The following is an 18,118-nucleotide window of genomic DNA, read 5'->3' as shown; positions in this document are numbered from 1 at the left end:
ATCCCTCCTATTTATATGCTGCTTCTGCATTATTACCATTTTTATCTGTAGTTTCTTCTTCGGAGTTATTTTCACTTGAAACAACCTCTATTTCATCGCCATCGTGGAGAGTTGCAGTATTGGTCCATATTACTTGATCTCCCTCTTTCATGCCTTCTGTAATTTCTACATTATTTTCATCAGTTTGTCCAACTGTAACTTTTTGTTTTGTAGCTTTTCCATTATTATTTATGAAAACTGAATAATCACCTTCACTTCCAACCAAAGCTGTAATGGGAACAGTTATTATTTCAGTTGTGTTTGATGTTAAAAGCTCCGCTTTTCCATAAACCCCTGGATATAATGATTTATCACTATTATCTATTTTTATCTTACAATTAAATACTCTAGTTGTGGCATCAGCAGATAAATCTATACTTTGAACAGTTCCATCATAGGTTTTATCATTTCCATCAACGGTTACTGTAGCTGATTGTCCTATCTGTATACCACCTATTTTTTCTTGTGGAACCTGTATTGTTGCATATACAGAGGATATATCATTTATTGTTGCAAGAGCTGTTCCTGACGATGCTATTTGCCCTACATTCATACTTTTACCGCTTATTACACCGCTTATTGGTGATTTAATTACTGTATTAGCTAAATCACTTTGATTTTTAGCTAAAGTTACCTTTTGTACTTCCAAATTTGCTTTATTGGTTTCAATAGTTGCCTGTGCTGATTGAATACTTGCATTTCCAGAATCGTAGTCAGCCTTCGCTGAGTTTAAAGTTTTTTCTGCTGCTTCAAGATCTGTCTGCGATATAGCTTTACTATCAAAAAGCTGTTTTTGCCTGTCATAATTACGCTGAGCATCATCAACATTGATTTTATATTTTTGCAAGGCTATCTGTGATGAATTTAGTGATTGCTCTGCTGCTTCAACTTGTTTTTCATATACTGTTATTTGAGCCTGTGCAGTCTTTATACTATTTTGTATATCTTGATCGTCTAACGTTGCTATTGTATCTCCTGCATTTACATATTGTCCATTTTCAACCGATACCGAAACGATCTTTGCTGCTATCTTGCTTGTCACTGTACCTTGTTGAATTGCTTCTATACTAGCTTTATATGTATCACCTGTATTTTTTTCTACTGTTTTAACTGTCTGCACTTCCACAGCTGTTTTGTTTACAGAAACTTGAGTAGCTTTAACTTTTTTACTTGCTGACAACTTAGATTTAACTACAAAAATTCCGCCTACTACAACGGCAACAACTACTGCGTATATAACTATTTTTTTTACGTTCTTCATTCTCATCCCCCTAGTTTCTTATATATAATATTGATGCTGCTATTGTTAATTTTACTAATTTATTTAATTGGGATTCTTTCATAATTAGTCACCTCATATATTGTGGAAAATTATTCATAGTTAAATTTTATTGATAAACTACTTTTAATAATAGTTACTTTAGCCACCAAAATGTATATTACTTTAGTAACATATTTTTATATAAGAATAATGCTATAATATAAAAAGAATACTTATAGCAAAGTAGGTGTTGTTAATTAAATGGAAAATTTCAGAAAGAGTATTATAATTTCAAAGTTAATTTTGTTATTATCAATATTTATTAGTATTTATTTCAAATATTATAGTTCTATTTTCATTATGCTTTTACTATTTGGTATTACTTCTATAGTAATAATTAATGATTATATAAGAACTTTTAAATTAAAAAATCAAAGTAAATATAACTTAATATCTATGCTAACTAGTATTTTAGCTACAGCAGTCTTACAACATTCTATACCCGGAATTAGAAGCACTATTTGTATGTATAGTTTATTGTTTGAAATTTTTCAGTTAGAAAAAAAACTATTAAAGTTTTTTTTACCTACACACTGGTTAATATATTTTTTAATCACTATATCAAACGGTGAAATTTATTCTAGCCATGGAAATATATACTTAAACTTAGGTATTAATTTATTATCTTACTTTGGTACATCTGGAATGTTATACAACCACAAAATACTTGCAATAGAAAAGGACGAAATAAAACATCTAAATGAAAAATTAAAATTAGCTAACATAAAACTTCAAGAATATGCTTCTAGAATAGAAGAAGTTACCATTTCAAATGAAAGGACACGGGTAGCGCAAGAACTTCATGATTCATTAGGCCATTCACTAATGGCTCTCACCATGCATCTAGAGTTTGCCAAAAAAATTTGTACTACAAAACCACAAAAAGTTGAGGAAGTATTATCACAGTCTGAAAAGATAGCAAAAGGTAGTATTAATAATCTTAGAAAAGTCGTTACTTTACTTAACTCCGAAAGTGAAATTATGGATTTAAACAGTTCAATAGAGAAACTAATAAGAAATTTTTACTTAGTTAGCAATTTAAAAATTTCTTACATAAAAGACGAGAGCATTAATAATTTGAGTGGAATTATTAAAACTTCATTATATAAAACCATACAGGAATCCGTAACTAATAGTCTAAAGCATGGAAATTCAACAGAAATAGATATAAAAATAAAAACATCCAATAAAAACGTAGAACTTATTATTACAGATAACGGAGTAGGATGTAATAATATTCTTAAATCAAATGGATTAAAAGGAATTGACAATAGAATAAATTCTTTAGGCGGTAGCACCTATTATTTTAGCCATAATAATTTAGGCTTTGGCATAAGAGCATCTATTCCCATATAAACATATAAATGAAATGAGGTAAATATAAGATATGATAAATGTTATTTTAGTCGATGACCAAAAAATAATACGCGAAGGAATTAAAATGATCCTAAGCTTAGATGATAAAGTAAATGTTATAGAAGAAGCCGAGAACGGTCGCCATTTACTTGAAATTCTAGATAACGGCATACTCCCAGATGTAATTCTTATGGATGTCAGAATGCCAGTAATGGATGGAGTTAAAGCTACTAAAATCATTAAAGAAAAATATACAAATATAAAAGTAATAATATTAACTACTTTTAATGAAGATGAGTACATATTTGATGGAATTAGAAACGGTGCAGATGGATATATATTAAAAGATGCTGGTTCTGATGAAATAATCAAAGCAATAAAAACAGCCTACAATGGAAATATACTTCTTAATCCTGAAGTAACAAAAAAAATAGTTGCAGCTTTTAATTCAATGTGTACTACTGAGCAAACTCCAATCCAATCAAATGAACAAGAAAGTAAATTAAAAACACTTACCCAAAGAGAGAGAGATGTTGCCAAGCTAGTTGCTCAAGGTAAGAGTAATAAAGATATTTGCCGTATACTATTTCTAACTGAAGGTACTGTTAAGAACTATTTAACAAAAATATTTGAGAAGTTAGAGCTAACTAACAGAACTGAACTAGCGCTATTTATTAATCAAATAGATGTATAATATAATTATTAAGCTTACTATTGAAATGGCAATCCTTATGTAGCATTTCAATTATAAAATCCTTCATTTAAGTAAAAGAACGTTAGCTAATAAAATATATTTTTTCTAAATATTCAATTGTGGCGGCATACTTATCTTTATTTGCTGTGAAGAATAAAAGTAGTTGGATTGGAGTGATATAAATATGAATTGGATTGTAAAATTACAAGAGTCAATAGTAAGGTTTACTGATAGATTTGTAATTTTAAAAAAGGTATTAATTCTGTGGGATATACTGTATGTTGGTGTTATTGGACTGAATAGCTATATTCTGCTAATTTATACAAACTCTAATGAACACAAAATGATGTATGTGATGTGTGCTATGGCTTTTGCATACACAGTGGTGTTAACCACCGTTTTTGTGAAATTAAGAAAAAATAAAAGAATGAGAAAAGTATTATACTCAGTAAAAAAAATATTTCGAGTAATTTACACGTTAACATATCTTACAATTATAATCCTACACTTAATACGACTTGGATTGTTTGAATCAATCTCAAATATTCAAAATATAGATGTCATATACAATATAGTAATGTTTCTCATCATCACTTTATTAGGTGCTCTATCTCTTTGGTGGAAAAAAATATTAAAATTTATTTTAAAACCAATTAATAAGTAATTTATTTAAGCTAAATTTATGCTTAGTTAAATAATCAAATTGGCTTTTACTATAAATGGCACTTTTATAATGCCTAACAATGTCAGGCATTAATTTCATCCATATACTCATCTACCAATTACTTTATCCTATAAGCAACCCATCTGGAAAGCCTTCCTATAACTTCAAAGGAAACAATATTACATACCAACTCAGTTAGCTTTCCAAACTTCCTATAAAGTAAATTAAAAGCTAAAAATGGAATCCATTGTTTTTTAGATTTAGGAAGTCTCTTTATTATATTCTTAAACGTATATACTTCTTTATATATCCATAGATAGCCATTATATAATTCTTCTGCTGTCATATTCTTTGGTTTGTATACAACATGCGAAGTATTATAATTAGATAAATTATAATCTACTATTCTATTTTTCTTTAATAATGATGAGTATAACTTTGTGCCAGGATAAGGAGTCATTATATGAGAAGTTACTGTTTCTATTTTATTTTTAACTATCCACTCTAATGTGCTCTTAAATATTGATGCATCATCTTCATCTAATCCAAAAACAAAGCTTGCATTTATCATTATTCCTCTTTTATGAATCTCATCTATAAGCTTCTCATATCTGCTTACACTATTTTGAACCTTATGTACGCTTTCTATTGACTTACTATTTATACTTTCAAACCCTATAAAAAGGCTTTGGCACCCTGATTCTTTCATCTCATCTAATAGATCACGCATATCCACTATATTAGATGTAACTGCTGCATTCCATTTCAACTTTAGAGGTTTTATTTCTTTTAATAATTCCTTAGTCCATTTAGGATTTCCAATAAAATTATCATCAATAAACATAATATGTTTTGTTTTTAGTACTTTAATGTCTTTAATTACATCTTCTATGGGCCTATTAATATAAGTTTTAATGGAATTAGTGCAGCTATTATAGCAAAAATCACATTTAAAAGGACATCCCCTGCTTGTACTAATTATATTAGTATATAAATATTTCTTATTATCTATCATACTATAATCAGGAGATACTATTTCGTTTCCATTAATATTTTCCATATCATAATATATTTTTTTTATTGAATTATTTTCTGTATCCTTAAGAACTTTCTCCCAAACCCTCTCAGCCATTCCTATAATGATTGCATCAAAGCTATTTACAGCTCCTTCTGGATCTGCTGTTATATGTATACCTCCTGCAATTACTTTTACCCCACGCTTTTGGAATTCCTTTGATATTTCTACTGCCCTATTCATAACATCTACAGTAACAGTTATAGCAACTAAATCAACATTTTCATCAAAATCTATCGTATCAACATTTTCATTTTCAATAATAATCTCATGTTCTTTAGGTGTAAGATTTGCTATTGTGAGTAGAGCTAATGAAGGAGACATTCTGGTCTTTAATTTTGTATCCATGGGCCTTGGTAGCATTGCAGGTTGAATTAATTTAATCTTCATATATTGCCTCCTTAACTAAAATTCACTTAACATTTAACTGATTCTATTGCTATGACATCTTTTTTCAAAAATATTAGCAAAGACTGCACTCATACTAGTGGAAAAAATGACTAATAATGCAAATAGTATTATTCCTAGGGCATCGTCTCCATCTGCCATGAGAAATAAGAGTGGCATGGATATCACATATAAAACACTGATTGTAATTCCACAGTATCTTATATTCTTTAAAGCCTTTATAGATAATTCTGATAAGACTTCGTTTCATAAAAAAAACTCCTGTATTCCTTATCTTTTATATAAAAATCATTACTATTTGTATCTCACTTTTAATCTTTATATATCATTTCTAAATTCTAAAATATCACCTGGCTGACAATCTAAGGCTTTGCATATTGCCTCTAAAGTTGAAAATCTAATAGCTTTTGCCTTGCCATTTTTGAGTATAGAAAGATTTGCCATTGTTATTCCAACTTTCTCAGTAAGCTCGGTCACACTCATTTTCCTTTTAGCTAGCATAACATCAATATTAATTATAATCGCCATATTATTTTCCTCCTGTATTCTTCATTCTGTACATTAAGATTATTAATCTTTACGCCTTACACTGTTAAATCATTTTCTGATTTTATGTCTATGGCTTCTTTTAAGAGCCTTTGAAGAACAGCAGAGAAAACTGCGATTACCAATGAAGCAAAGATAGGTATCATTCCAATTATTATTAAACCTGGAGCATCGTCTTTCTCTGCTAACAAGTAAACAAATGGAATTACCACCACATATAATGCAGATATTATAACTGCACAGTATTTTATATTCTTTAAAGCCTTTACAGATAACTCAGAAAACGCTATGTTTTTATCAATATACCCTAAAAGCTTTAAAGTCTGATACAATGCAGCAAAGAACGGCACAACTGATACAAGCATACCTGCTAAAATTGGATATATCATATTTGCATAGTCTGGATTTATTGGATTATTAGTCAATCGAATTGCCCCAAATATACATAAAGCAAGAACTGGAACTCCGATAAGAATAACAGCTATCTTTAAAAAAATCGTTGAATATCGTTTCATAAAAAGCACCTCACTTTTAAATTATATATATAAGATATCACATCATTTATCGTTTTTCAATAAATTTTTATTAATTTTCATTATTTATTTGTTTTTAAGCAAAAAAAGACCGGATCATCAACTCAATTGTAAAACGAAATGCCATTTTGTAAATCTAAATGCAATGTTTGTAATTGACAACTGAATATTTGTAAATGAAATGCAGTTTTTGTATGCGAAAAGCAAGTTTTGAATGTTAATTCAAAAACGAGATTAAAAAGCCTAATGGCCATATCTGAGCACAAAAAAGAACTACATCATTCGTGAATGCTTTGCCTTCATGGGTAGTTCCTAAACAAAAAAAGTGCTATATCTCATGATATTTAGCACTTTTTCTTAACATCTTCTTATTTATATATAAATTATTTCTACTCCTGAAAAACTAACATCTCCAACTAACGTTAATGTATTTGTCGATCTCTCATTGTTTCTATTTTTTTCATCAACAGAACCTAAAAATACATTAGTCTTATTATCAACCTTCCAAGTTCTTGGTATATATAACTCTACTCCTGAAAAAGAAGCATTAACTCTTACTATAGCATTTTCGCTGCTCATAACTGCATTGTCAAAATACACCTTCATAGCTCCAAATGAACAGTTAAGATCAGCTTGTTCAAATTCATTTGTATTTATATATTTAATACAAGCTCCAAATGAATTTCTAAATATAATATTACCTTCATCTTCTATGTCAATTTTTTCGAATTTATAATCCTCATGAACATGATTATGATGAATCCAATTAACATGTTTATGAAAAATCATGGAAAGGCCTATGCTACCAAATAGCGCTGCTATAAGCACAGTCCAAGGAGTAATAGCTGTAATTCCTAATTGTCTAGCATAGATTATACAAATAAATGCAATTGGAAATAGAATACCTGAAAAGTTAAGATGAGGTATACTTTTCGCAATGACTACTACTAAAAAAACTGTTAATATTAAACTAAATGCATTTATATCTGGGAAGTATCCAAGTTTACTTATAACCATAAAAATACCTGCTAGTATAAATAAAATTCCCCAGAAGACTCTTTCTTTTTTCATCATTATTTCCTCTTTTCTAATAATTTAATTTTTAATGGCTTGTAATAATATCTTGAAACATACACCTGTTTGTGAGTATTTTGAAATTCAACTCTGCTTGATGATGATATGCTTTTTGTTATGGAGTAAATATGATTTGTATTTAGTATTGTTGATTTTGAAACTCTCATAAAATATCCTGGCAATAATTCCTCGAGTTCATATAGCTTATACTTTACGTTATATATATTATTAATGGTATGTGCACAAATACCGCTTTCTTCAGTTTCAAAAAACAAAATTTCTTCCAGTGAAAGATAATACTCTGTTTCTCCTTTGTAAAAGGTTATATGCTTTTTTTGTGACAGCAGCTCACCAAGCACAATTTGGATATTTCTAACCTCTTCATTTAATTCATTACATTTAATAATAACTTCATTTTCTTTAATTTCATTATCAAGTTCAACCCGTATTTTCATATTTTCACTCCCCACATCTTTATTATATTGGCTGACTTTTACGTTGTAAACACGATAGCAGTAAGTGGTTAGTTATCACTTGTAAGTGGTATATTTTTATATACTTTGTGCATGGTCTTTGATTTTTCTAAAGCTTCACTTATTATTTATCTAGAATAATCTTTAGAGAAAATAACTCTTTTATACCTTTTCTTCTTAATTTTCATAAAAATTATTGTTTAGGGAATTCTATATTAAGAGAATTTAAAGAGAAAGGAAGATTATAATGACTCCAATTACAATGGGTGCAGATGCACCAGATTTTAAAGCAAAGGATAATAAAAAACAGGATATAAAGTTATCTGATTTTAAAGGAAAAAAAGTACTTCTTTCCTGGCATCCTCTAGCTTGGACACCAGTATGTACAGATCAAATGCGAGCATTAGAAACTAATTTTGAGAAATTTCAAAATCTCAACACTGTTCCACTTGGATTCAGTGTAGATTCTCAGCCTTGTAAAGAAGCATGGGCAACCGTTCTCCAAATTAAGAATGTTAGTCTTCCATCAGATTTTTGGCCTCATGGTAAAATAGCTTGTGACTATGGAATATTTGATGAAACTAAGGGAATATCAGCGCGTGCCAACATAATCATAAATGAAGATGGTAAAGTTCAATGGATAAAAGCTTATCCATCAGAACAACTTCCAGATATAAATGAAGTTTTACAGATTTTATCTAATAACCAATAACATATTAATGGAATTATTAAATGACTTGCCTATGATTTAGTAATGTTGTAATTGCATTTATGTATTATTCTTTAGCATATTCTTTAAGCATGAATTATAAAATTGTACACACTTAAAAATCCAAGGCTGATGAACCTTGGATTTTCATAATACAAATATATCTATAAACTCTTTAATGAAAAAATCAACTTTACTTAAAATTATTTATCTTTGTCTAAATCACGCCAGTTACCATCATATCCATAGCTATCAAGCCACTTATAAGTCTTTACTATTTCATTATTCTTTATTTGGTATATTGAAAGTCCTCCTTGATGTGGTACGCAATATACATTTTCACTTGTCTTCCCAACCATGTATCCACAGAATTCTGAATCATGAGAGCCTGTAAGGCTAAACACATATACATCCTCTACTGGTAGATTCCATTTATCGCTGGCTATGAACTTTTTAATATTCCCTTCAAGATATCTTTTGGTCAGCCTAGCTCCATAAGCATCATTCATTTTTGAAATATAATTACTGTCTTCTTTTAATATTAAATTTCTTGCTTCCTCAGCTTCTTTAGATGGTTTAATCCAAATTCCATCTTCATCTAATTCATATCCATCAACTACAGTACCATGTGCCATAGCTCCATCTTGATAAAAATAATGCCAAGTATCATAATAATTATCTTGCACCCATCCTGTTTTCATATATCCATTTGAATCAAAATAATACGTCTTTCCATTAATGTCTCTCCATCCCTTAGCATATGAATTTCCTTCTGAATACCACCAGCCATTATTATCTTGTCTCCATTCAGCACTAGCTCCAGTTGGACTTAAAACTAATACTGAAATTATCACTAAAGCACCAGATATTAACTTTCTCATTTTATTTCCCCCATATTTATTCATAACATGATTTTATGTTATTTATTATATTTATAAAATATTACTAATCATATTTTATGAACATTGAATGAAATTTATGAGCTTAAGCTGGTTATTAAATAATTATTATCACCTTGCTTTAATTTCACATACCTTTCTCTAAGATTGGCATTATTCCAGCATATTCTTAAGAATATATATGGTTTAGAATATATATTCTAGTATTCTTCAGAATATATACTCTAATATTCTGAAGAATATTTATTTTTTGAGTATCATAAAAATTTTTATCAGGAAACTTTCTTAATTTTAAACATTAACTGGCTCATCTATTTGAATTGAGTTTAGAATTTTCATAAATTCATCACCCATTATGGTTTCTTTGAAAATAAGATGCGATGATATTTTACCCAAAGCCTCCATATTAGCCTTTAAAAGATTTTTTGCCTTTTCGTAGGATTCATTGATTATATTCATAACCTCACGATCAACTTCAGCAGATATTTCATCTGAACAATTTCTTACTGGTCTGCCATCAAGATATCTGTTTTGAATTGATTCAAGTCCTATCATACCAAATTTTTCTGACATTCCATACATTGTTACCATTTGTCTTGCAATACTAGTAGCTCTTTCAATATCATTTGAAGCACCTGTAGTTATTTCATTAAACACAAGATCTTCAGCTGCTCTTCCTGCAAGTAGAACAACTATCTGTTCTAGCAATTCATCTTTAGACATAAGGTACTTTTCTTCCTCTGGCATCTGCATAGTATATCCAAGTGCTCCCATTGTTCTTGGAACAATGGTAATCTTATGAACTGGCTGAGTCTTTTTCTGAAGCGCTGAAGCTAATGCATGTCCAACTTCGTGAAATGCAACAAGGCTTTTCTCATTCTCAGTCATTACTCTATCCTTTTTCTCTTTACCTGCAATTACAGTTTCGACTGCCTCAAATAAATCATCCTGCCTAACTGTATCTCTACCCATTCTTACTGCTCTTAAAGCAGCTTCATTAACCATGTTTGCAAGATCAGCTCCAACAGCACCAGCAGTAGCAAGTGCTATCTCTTTTAAATTAACACTTTCATCCATTATTATATTCTTGGAGTGAACCTTTAATATATTTTCTCTTCCTTTAAGATCTGGTTTATCTACTATAACTCTACGATCAAAACGTCCAGGTCTTAATAGCGCTTTATCAAGGACTTCTGGTCTATTAGTGGCTGCAAGAATAACAACTCCCTTTGAAGAATCGAAGCCATCCATTTCAGCAAGTAACTGATTTAAGGTCTGTTCTCTTTCATCATTTCCACTTATATTACCTTCTCTACTCTTACCTATTGCATCAATTTCATCAATAAAAATAATACATGGTGCTTGCTTTTCAGCTTGAGCAAATAAATCCCTGACTCTTGAAGCTCCAACACCTACAAACATCTCTACAAAACCTGACCCAGAAAGTGAGAAAAATGGAACCTTTGCTTCTCCTGCTACGGCTTTTGCAAGTAATGTCTTACCTGTACCTGGAGGTCCTACTAAAAGTGCGCCCTTAGGCAGCTTAGCTCCTATCTTCGTATATCTTTCAGGTTTGTGAAGAAAGTCAACTATCTCCTTAAGAGATTCTTTAGCTTCTTCCTGACCTGCTACATCTTTAAAAGATACTCCTGTAGCCTTTTCAACATATACCTTAGCATTGCTTTTTCCGACGGACATAAATCCTCCTCCGCCTCCCCCAATTTTATTACTTAAAGACTTCATAAACCAATTACCTAACATATAGAATATAGCAAAAGGTATAATCCACGAAAGTATAAAACCGATAATTGGAGACTGAGTATTTTTTACGGGGGTAGTAAACTTTACATCTGCATTATATAGTTTGTCTACAAGTTGGGGATAATCTAAGTTGCCAGTATAATATAATTTTTTATTTATAGCTGAAGCATCCTCATCACTTTTTGGTGTTATAACAAGCTTGTCACTATAAATCTCAACTGATTCTACTTGTTTATTATTTACCATTGTAAGAAATTCACTATAATCAATTTGTTTATGATTTGACTGAGAAATCAAATTTATAACTATATTTATTACTAATGTAATTATAAGCGCTGCTATAATGTATTTCGGTAACTCCTTTTTATTGGGTAATCCATTTTTATTAGGCGACCCTTTTCTATTTTTAAACATTAACGTTCCTCCTTTAATATTAACAAATTACAGCCTTAACTAAATGGCCTGTATTGTATGACTTTAATACGATCCATGCCGGATAACCTATTATTCTCTATCACTGCTTCCCATGAATAAAAATACAAGGTGAAGTAAATTTGCAACAGCAGTTATTGCAGAAGCAACATAAGTCATAGCTGCTGCATTTAGCACCTTTTTTGCAGGCGCCATTTCATTGAAACTAAGTATCCCTTGTGATTCCAACTCTGATATTGCTCTTTTGCTTGCATTAAATTCTACTGGTAGAGTTACAAAATAAAATGCTACCGCACCAGTAAAAAACACTATACCTAGTTGTGCAAGCAAAGGAATTTGAAATATTAATCCAAAAATCGCCATATATGGTCCTGCCATTGAACCTATATTTGCAATTGGTACAAGCCCACTTCTTAAAGAAAGTGGTGCATATTGTACTTTATGTTGTATTGCATGTCCTGTTTCATGAGCTGCAACACCTATGGCTGCAACAGAATTGCTGTAATATACGGATTCAGATAATCTTACTACCTTTTTTCCAGGATCATAGTGATCTGTTAAACTACCTGCTATCGGAACTACAGCTATATCATAAAGTCCATTTCTATCAAGAATTCTCCTTGCAACATCTCCACCAGTCAATCCTCTAGCATTACCATAATTGCTATACTTGTCAAAGGTTCCTTTTACTTTAAATTGACAATAAAGCGAAAAAGCCAATGCCGGTAAAACTAAAATAATATAATAAATGTCCATGTTTATCCCTCCAATATATTTATTTCATGGTTTTAATTAAACAAAAAAGACCTTTGATCTGATTCAGTAACAACTAAATCGTATCAAAGGTCTTGCTTTCCATTTGGAGTATAGAACCAGGCATTTTTAATTGCCGGTTGTTGGCTCTATAGCTTATAAGCTACTCCCCTAAGTTATATGAAGTATATCATACCTTATTATATGGTGTCAATACATATTAATTCACAAATTTCTATTTTGTTTTAATTTTCACTACATTCCGACATTTTATAAATGTAACTAATTATTTTGGCACTAGAGAAAGAGTTCACTCCTCAATAAATAGTCACATAGTTTTATAAAACTAATTAATCACAATATATATTATTAAATTATTTTATTGATGCCTCATAGATTTCCTTAATTGATTTTGATATTGTTCCATTAAATTCTTCTTCAGTTTGCTGAGCAGTGAGCCCTTGAGATAAAGCTCTTGAAAAACTGGCAATTAATCCATGATTACGTCCGAGTCTTTCGTTTGCTTCTGCTTGACTATAACCACCTGATAAAGCTACTACTCTGACAACATGTGGATCATCTATTAAATCAATGTAGAAATTATCTTGAGTTGGTATTGAAAGTTTAAGCATCACTTTTGTTTCTTCATCAAGTTCTGATAATTGCTCTAAAATTTCAAGTTTTAAAAGTTTTTCAGATTCTTCCTTATCAGTGCTATGGATGTCAACTTCTGGCTCAATAATAGGAACAAGACCTGCTTCTACAATCTGTTTACCAATTTCAAATTGCTGATTAACTAACATTTTAATTCCTTTAGCATTTGCTTCCTTAATAACTGAGCGCATTTTTGTTCCAAAAATATTTTTTTCTACTGCCTGTTTTAAAAGGTCATCTAAATTACTTATTGGTTTCATGAGTTGGACACCATTTTCAATTTCAGTTAAGCCTTTATCAACCTTTAAGAAAGGGACAATATTTTTTTCCTTCCAAAGATAATCAGGTGTATATTGATTGTCAATAGTACGATACATTGTATCTTCAAATAATATAGCACCCAAAATATATTCTAACGTAAATGCCGGACTCTTTATTATGCGTTTTCTCATTTCATGTACTAATCCAAACATTTCATCCTCATTAGAATAACTGTTTTCTTTAATCCCATACTCAAGTAACGCTTTTGGAGTACTGCCACCACTTTGATCTAAAGCTGCAATAAACCCTTTACCTGTATGTATTCGGTTCATTTGATTTTCATTCATCTAATTCTCCTCCTTCTCTTTATCTTAGATTAGAATCATGTCTTACTTTTTATTATAGTGTCTTTCTCTATTAATTATGCGTTTGCTAATATCATAAATTTAAGTACATCTCTAATAATTATCATTTTTAGCTATAGCTCTTATCTCTTACTTACTTCGACACACTCGAAAACCTTGATCTGGAGCCTTGCCACTTGCATCATACTTTCCTCTAAACGCTGCCTCTCCACAAGTAACATCGCCAATCCAGCCTCCGCCTTTAGTTACTTTCACAGATACGCTGCTAATATCCAAACCTTTATACCAGTCCCAACACCATTCTCTTACATTGCCAGACATATCATATAGTCCTAATTCGTTCGGTTTCTTCATACCTATAGATTTTGTTTTGTTATTATTATTTTGTATTTCAGGCCAATTCCAATTCCCTGTTAAATACTTATCTCCAGCATTTCTACAATACCAAGCTACTTCATCTGCATTGTTGCTTCCACTGTATATATAATTCTTACTCATCTGACCTCCACTTGCAGCATATTCCCATTCTTCCTCTGTTGGCAAGCGATAACCATTAGCTCCTTCATTAATCATTATTATCCATTTTATATCATCATTATTATTTTTATTATCAGGATCCTTTTTATCTTTGTCTATATTGTAATACGGCTTCAGCCCCTCTTTTAGACTCCTTTTATTGCAGTATTCAATAGAATCATACCAGCTCACCATTTCTACAGGTAAGTTATTACCTTTAAATTGTGATGGATTACTTCCCATGATTTCACTCCACTCCTTTTGAGTAACTTCATACTTACCTATATAAAAATCCGATAACTTTATGTTTTTTCCATAATAGTTTGACTTTGTATTTACAAAATCTCCACCTTTGACCAATACAAGATTATCACTTATTTCTTTAGAACAAGCACTGACAAAAACCATTATTATCATTAAAAGAAATATTAATAATTTTCTCATTAATATACCTCCTTCAAATTCATATAAAATTTATGTGAAATAATATCTCAAAGTTAATTTTACTAACTGAATGTTTAAGGCCGTTCATCTTTCGAGAAACGACCCCTGAAATATTAAGACTTATTAATCAAGCCTTAAAGGTAATATTTAAGCAATATACAGGTAAGTATTTTCAATCTATAAATCTGCTAACTATAATTCTAATCAGCCTTAAAAATGAGTAAAAATTTTTTAATAATTTCAAATCACTTAAGTATAAATCATCTTCATATTTCTAGACAATCTATTCCCATACTGTTACATTAGCACTTCCACTACTTTGATATCCTTCTGTTGCTATCATCTGATAAGCCCAACTAGAACCTAAAGTCATTCCTTTACTTCCCCATGCATCAGCGTGATTTTTCATAGTAATGGTATTATTAGTACCAATTGATCTCTTAGATTGTCTAACACTCCAGAACTGTTGGAAAGTTGTAACTCCATCGATAGAAGGTGCATTAGTTCTAGTAGCAGTATATATATCGTATGTGCCTCCATCACTAGTTACAGTACCCTTGTAATTTCCAGTCGGTCTATAAGTTCCCCAGTCATCAACAACGTAATATTCTATAAGTGAGTTCCTTGTCCATCCATATAATGATAAATAACCATTACCTGAAGGTGCAAATTGACCAGCATTATAGTTTATTACTCTAGTGTATGATCCAGCATTCCAGCCTTTACCAACAACAAAGTTGCCGCAGTTACTCCAATTAACGCTATAATTACCGCCAGATCCATTAACTGCGTTTACTGTTCCACCACCGTCTGTCCAATTTTGCCAATAGTCTGTTGCTGCTGCATATGCGTTTACGTTTACAACAGAAAGTGCAAGAGTGCAACACATTAATGACGCTAAAAATAATTTTAATCCTCTTTTTTTCATTTTCATTTCCCCCTTTTGATTATAACCTTTAAGTTACATTACACCATAAAATAGTTTTATTTCTTCTACTTTCCTGTATACTACTTGAATATTACCGTTTCTTTTAATCACTCACTTTCACTTTTTTATAATGTGCTGACATTTTCAGTGTTTACCCCAATGATATTCTGTTAATAAGTTACTTAAGATTTAATAATAATAAAATTAATTTTCTGAAAAGAACTTAGAGTTATTAGAATAATTTTAAAATTAGTTTAAATCGGTTACATACTTATTTTATCCATTTTACATTTAATAGGAAATATAATAAATTATGTATTTTATATAAATTTATATACACATTTCTGTTTATGGCTTACATAAATCAGCACAATATAAGAAAAGTTCATTAAAATCTAATAATTTATTGCAGAAATATTCATATCTAAATCGAAATAGCCTAATAAAATCTAAAAAGACTAAAAATTCAACATAATCTGCAATCACTATAAATAAAGCTCAAAGAAATGATATAAGTCCTTTGAGCTTTATTATTATTTATAAATTCACATATAGGTGATTAATTATTATCCAAACTAATGAGTAATTGAATACTTTTTTATGAATTACGCATAACTAATGTTGGAATATATTAAAATGATTAATTCTATTAAGTAAATTACTTAATTCAGATCCTTCAAAGGAACTTATTTCACTAGTAAATTTTGCTTTAAATGTACTATGGAAGGGGAAATATCTTATGAAAAAATCTACTATAGTGTTTTTTATATTTTTATTATTGTCATTTACTAATTTAGCTCAAAATACCAGTGCTGCTCCCATAAGTTTAAGTCAAGGTATTTATAATGTACGAGATATTAATCTACCAATAGGTTCTCCTGTGACGGCTAGAATTAATGACCCTAATGGCAGAGTTATTATTTTCGTCATTGATAATAATCAATACATGAGAGAACTTACAAGGCTAGATTCTCAATCAAACGAACAAACTCTCAAACCTTTTAACTATGGCTATTCAGTTATAATTTTTGGGAATACTCCTGTTACTTTCTCCTAAAAACTTTCCCAATTCATATACTTTAAATTTTTTACACAATAGCAGCAATATAATTTCAAAACCAAAAGCAGCAGTTAAACTTTTTGATCTACTGCTTTTAAATGTATTTACTCAAAAAAGAACATTTTATGCAGGCGAATATGATCTATTTTTTTATTCTTTTATAGTATTAACCATAGTAAAATATACTACTATAAAGTTATCCACAAATTTAATTGCATTATAATTTCCTAAAGAATAAAAAAATGCAGTCAAGTTAATGACTGCACTTAATGGGATCTAAAGTAAAAATTGAAGATAATTCAACTTTCACAACTACATTTTATCACATTTATTTATAAATTTTAAGAAATAAATAAAGCAGTAGAAAAATTTCTTCTAACTACTGCTTTTTGTTTTACTCTATTGGGCAATTGCCTTCATTAATGTTACAACATCATCTTCACCCGGTAACCAAGCACCGCCTTTTTTAGTTAATGTTATTGTTACTGTCTGTGGTTCTTCTTTTAATATTCCAGAAGCCATACTGCCCCCTATAAGCTTAAAAGCTTCTGTATATATTTGTTGTTTAGTCATTGAAGGGTTTTCAGTAACTTTTTTCATTATTTCACTTTGGCCATTTTCAGTGATTTTCTTCATATCAAACCCTTTTATTTTAACTTGAACTTTTGATGTGTCCTTATCTGTTGATGCAGAAACCACTTCATATTCCACTTTAGTTAATCCTGTAATAATATCTTTCTTAAAAGAATTTTTTATATCATCTGTTAGAATGCTTTCATCTAAACCTGAGTTTCCAAGGGCCATCATCATTCCATCATCAAAGCTACTTCTAAATTCAGTATAATCTTCTTCCTTCATCCCTATCTTGTCCATATTAGTTTTATCATCTTTTAAAAGTAGATCTAAAAATATTTTAGCACTTTCTTCTGGAGTTGCTTTTGTTCCGCAACCTACTAGCATTATTGTTAACATCATAACAGCTAACAATATGGTAGAAATTCTTTTGATTTTTTTCATTATTATTCCCCCTAAAATATAGTATTTAATTTCATATAGCAATACATTAATTACTACATGGTTAATATTTTATTATATTTTCCAATTAATTTCAACATTTATTTCATATTAATTCAATACTTGGGGATATATGTAA

17 protein-coding genes and 1 pseudogene are annotated in these 18,118 nt (G+C 30.1%); 4 read left to right on the top strand and 14 right to left on the bottom strand.

What is annotated here, in order from left to right; translation table 11 throughout:
- Positions 1 to 7: 7 nt before the first annotated feature.
- The gene (locus tag L3B96_RS16930; protein ID WP_077830258.1) at positions 8 to 1,300 is read right to left on the bottom strand and encodes an efflux RND transporter periplasmic adaptor subunit; all 1,293 of its coding nucleotides are present in this window, start codon (positions 1,298 to 1,300) and stop codon (positions 8 to 10) included.
- A 261-nt stretch (positions 1,301 to 1,561) separates the two neighbouring features.
- Between L3B96_RS16930 and L3B96_RS16925 the strand changes: the two genes are divergently transcribed.
- Together L3B96_RS16925 and L3B96_RS16920 are read left to right on the top strand one after the other, a co-directional pair.
- The gene (locus tag L3B96_RS16925; protein WP_077830259.1) at positions 1,562 to 2,716 is read left to right on the top strand and encodes a sensor histidine kinase; all 1,155 of its coding nucleotides are present in this window, start codon (positions 1,562 to 1,564) and stop codon (positions 2,714 to 2,716) included.
- Positions 2,717 to 2,747: 31 nt separating this feature from the next.
- Positions 2,748 to 3,410 carry a response regulator transcription factor gene (locus L3B96_RS16920; protein WP_238948153.1) on the top strand — a complete coding sequence of 221 codons (663 nt, stop codon included), beginning with the start codon at positions 2,748 to 2,750 and terminating at the stop codon, positions 3,408 to 3,410.
- Between the two features lie 782 nt (positions 3,411 to 4,192).
- Here the strand turns inward: L3B96_RS16920 and L3B96_RS16915 are convergent.
- From L3B96_RS16915 to L3B96_RS16890, 6 genes and pseudogenes are all read right to left on the bottom strand, one after another.
- On the bottom strand, positions 4,193 to 5,539 hold the full coding sequence (locus L3B96_RS16915) for a radical SAM protein (RefSeq protein WP_077830262.1): 1,347 nt from the start codon (positions 5,537 to 5,539) through the stop codon (positions 4,193 to 4,195).
- 33 nt (positions 5,540 to 5,572) lie between these two features.
- Positions 5,573 to 5,791: pseudogene (locus tag L3B96_RS16910) on the bottom strand (DUF2975 domain-containing protein); the annotation flags it as partial.
- An 84-nt stretch (positions 5,792 to 5,875) separates the two neighbouring features.
- A complete protein-coding gene (locus tag L3B96_RS16905) occupies positions 5,876 to 6,085 on the bottom strand; it encodes a helix-turn-helix transcriptional regulator (RefSeq protein ID WP_017209228.1) in 210 nt (69 codons plus the stop codon).
- Between the two features lie 56 nt (positions 6,086 to 6,141).
- Entirely contained in the window at positions 6,142 to 6,618 is a 477-nt protein-coding gene (locus tag L3B96_RS16900; protein ID WP_077830263.1) for a DUF2975 domain-containing protein, read from the bottom strand.
- 390 nt (positions 6,619 to 7,008) lie between these two features.
- Entirely contained in the window at positions 7,009 to 7,707 is a 699-nt protein-coding gene (locus L3B96_RS16895) for a LiaF domain-containing protein (RefSeq protein ID WP_238948167.1), read from the bottom strand.
- Positions 7,708 to 7,709: 2 nt separating this feature from the next.
- Positions 7,710 to 8,165, bottom strand: a complete 456-nt coding sequence (locus tag L3B96_RS16890) for a LytTR family DNA-binding domain-containing protein (RefSeq protein WP_017209231.1) — start codon at positions 8,163 to 8,165, stop codon at positions 7,710 to 7,712.
- Between the two features lie 265 nt (positions 8,166 to 8,430).
- Between L3B96_RS16890 and L3B96_RS16885 the strand changes: the two genes are divergently transcribed.
- Positions 8,431 to 8,895, top strand: coding sequence for a redoxin domain-containing protein (locus L3B96_RS16885; RefSeq protein WP_238948152.1), 465 nt, complete (start codon positions 8,431 to 8,433; stop codon positions 8,893 to 8,895).
- A gap of 200 nt (positions 8,896 to 9,095) precedes the next feature.
- On the opposite strand, the gene L3B96_RS16880 is transcribed toward L3B96_RS16885, so the two are convergent.
- From L3B96_RS16880 to L3B96_RS16855, 6 genes are all read right to left on the bottom strand, one after another.
- Positions 9,096 to 9,773, bottom strand: a complete 678-nt coding sequence (locus L3B96_RS16880; protein WP_238948151.1) for a cell wall-binding protein — start codon at positions 9,771 to 9,773, stop codon at positions 9,096 to 9,098.
- Positions 9,774 to 10,082: 309 nt separating this feature from the next.
- The gene (ftsH, locus tag L3B96_RS16875) at positions 10,083 to 11,966 is read right to left on the bottom strand and encodes an ATP-dependent zinc metalloprotease FtsH (RefSeq protein WP_238948150.1); all 1,884 of its coding nucleotides are present in this window, start codon (positions 11,964 to 11,966) and stop codon (positions 10,083 to 10,085) included.
- Between the two features lie 90 nt (positions 11,967 to 12,056).
- Positions 12,057 to 12,740, bottom strand: a complete 684-nt coding sequence (locus L3B96_RS16870; protein WP_238948149.1) for a zinc metallopeptidase — start codon at positions 12,738 to 12,740, stop codon at positions 12,057 to 12,059.
- A 371-nt stretch (positions 12,741 to 13,111) separates the two neighbouring features.
- Positions 13,112 to 13,999: a fructose bisphosphate aldolase gene (locus L3B96_RS16865; RefSeq protein ID WP_238948148.1), complete on the bottom strand. Its 888-nt coding sequence runs from the start codon at positions 13,997 to 13,999 to the stop codon at positions 13,112 to 13,114.
- Between the two features lie 147 nt (positions 14,000 to 14,146).
- Positions 14,147 to 14,977 (bottom strand): SUMF1/EgtB/PvdO family nonheme iron enzyme, encoded by an 831-nt coding sequence (locus L3B96_RS16860; RefSeq protein ID WP_077830270.1) that lies wholly within the window; start codon positions 14,975 to 14,977, stop codon positions 14,147 to 14,149.
- A gap of 283 nt (positions 14,978 to 15,260) precedes the next feature.
- A complete protein-coding gene (locus L3B96_RS16855; protein WP_238948147.1) occupies positions 15,261 to 15,905 on the bottom strand; it encodes a glycoside hydrolase family 11 protein in 645 nt (214 codons plus the stop codon).
- Between the two features lie 739 nt (positions 15,906 to 16,644).
- Between L3B96_RS16855 and L3B96_RS16850 the strand changes: the two genes are divergently transcribed.
- Positions 16,645 to 16,962: a hypothetical protein gene (locus L3B96_RS16850; RefSeq protein WP_017209239.1), complete on the top strand. Its 318-nt coding sequence runs from the start codon at positions 16,645 to 16,647 to the stop codon at positions 16,960 to 16,962.
- 402 nt (positions 16,963 to 17,364) lie between these two features.
- Here the strand turns inward: L3B96_RS16850 and L3B96_RS16845 are convergent, their stop codons facing one another.
- Positions 17,365 to 17,982: a DUF5105 domain-containing protein gene (locus tag L3B96_RS16845; protein WP_238948146.1), complete on the bottom strand. Its 618-nt coding sequence runs from the start codon at positions 17,980 to 17,982 to the stop codon at positions 17,365 to 17,367.
- Positions 17,983 to 18,118 lie beyond the last annotated feature (136 nt).

The organism is Clostridium sp. YIM B02569 (genome assembly GCF_022320765.1).
GTDB lineage: Bacteria > Bacillota > Clostridia > Clostridiales > Clostridiaceae > Clostridium > Clostridium beijerinckii.
The sequence above is the reverse complement of the archived record's forward strand: the minus strand, read 5'-3'. Positions and strand labels throughout refer to the sequence as shown.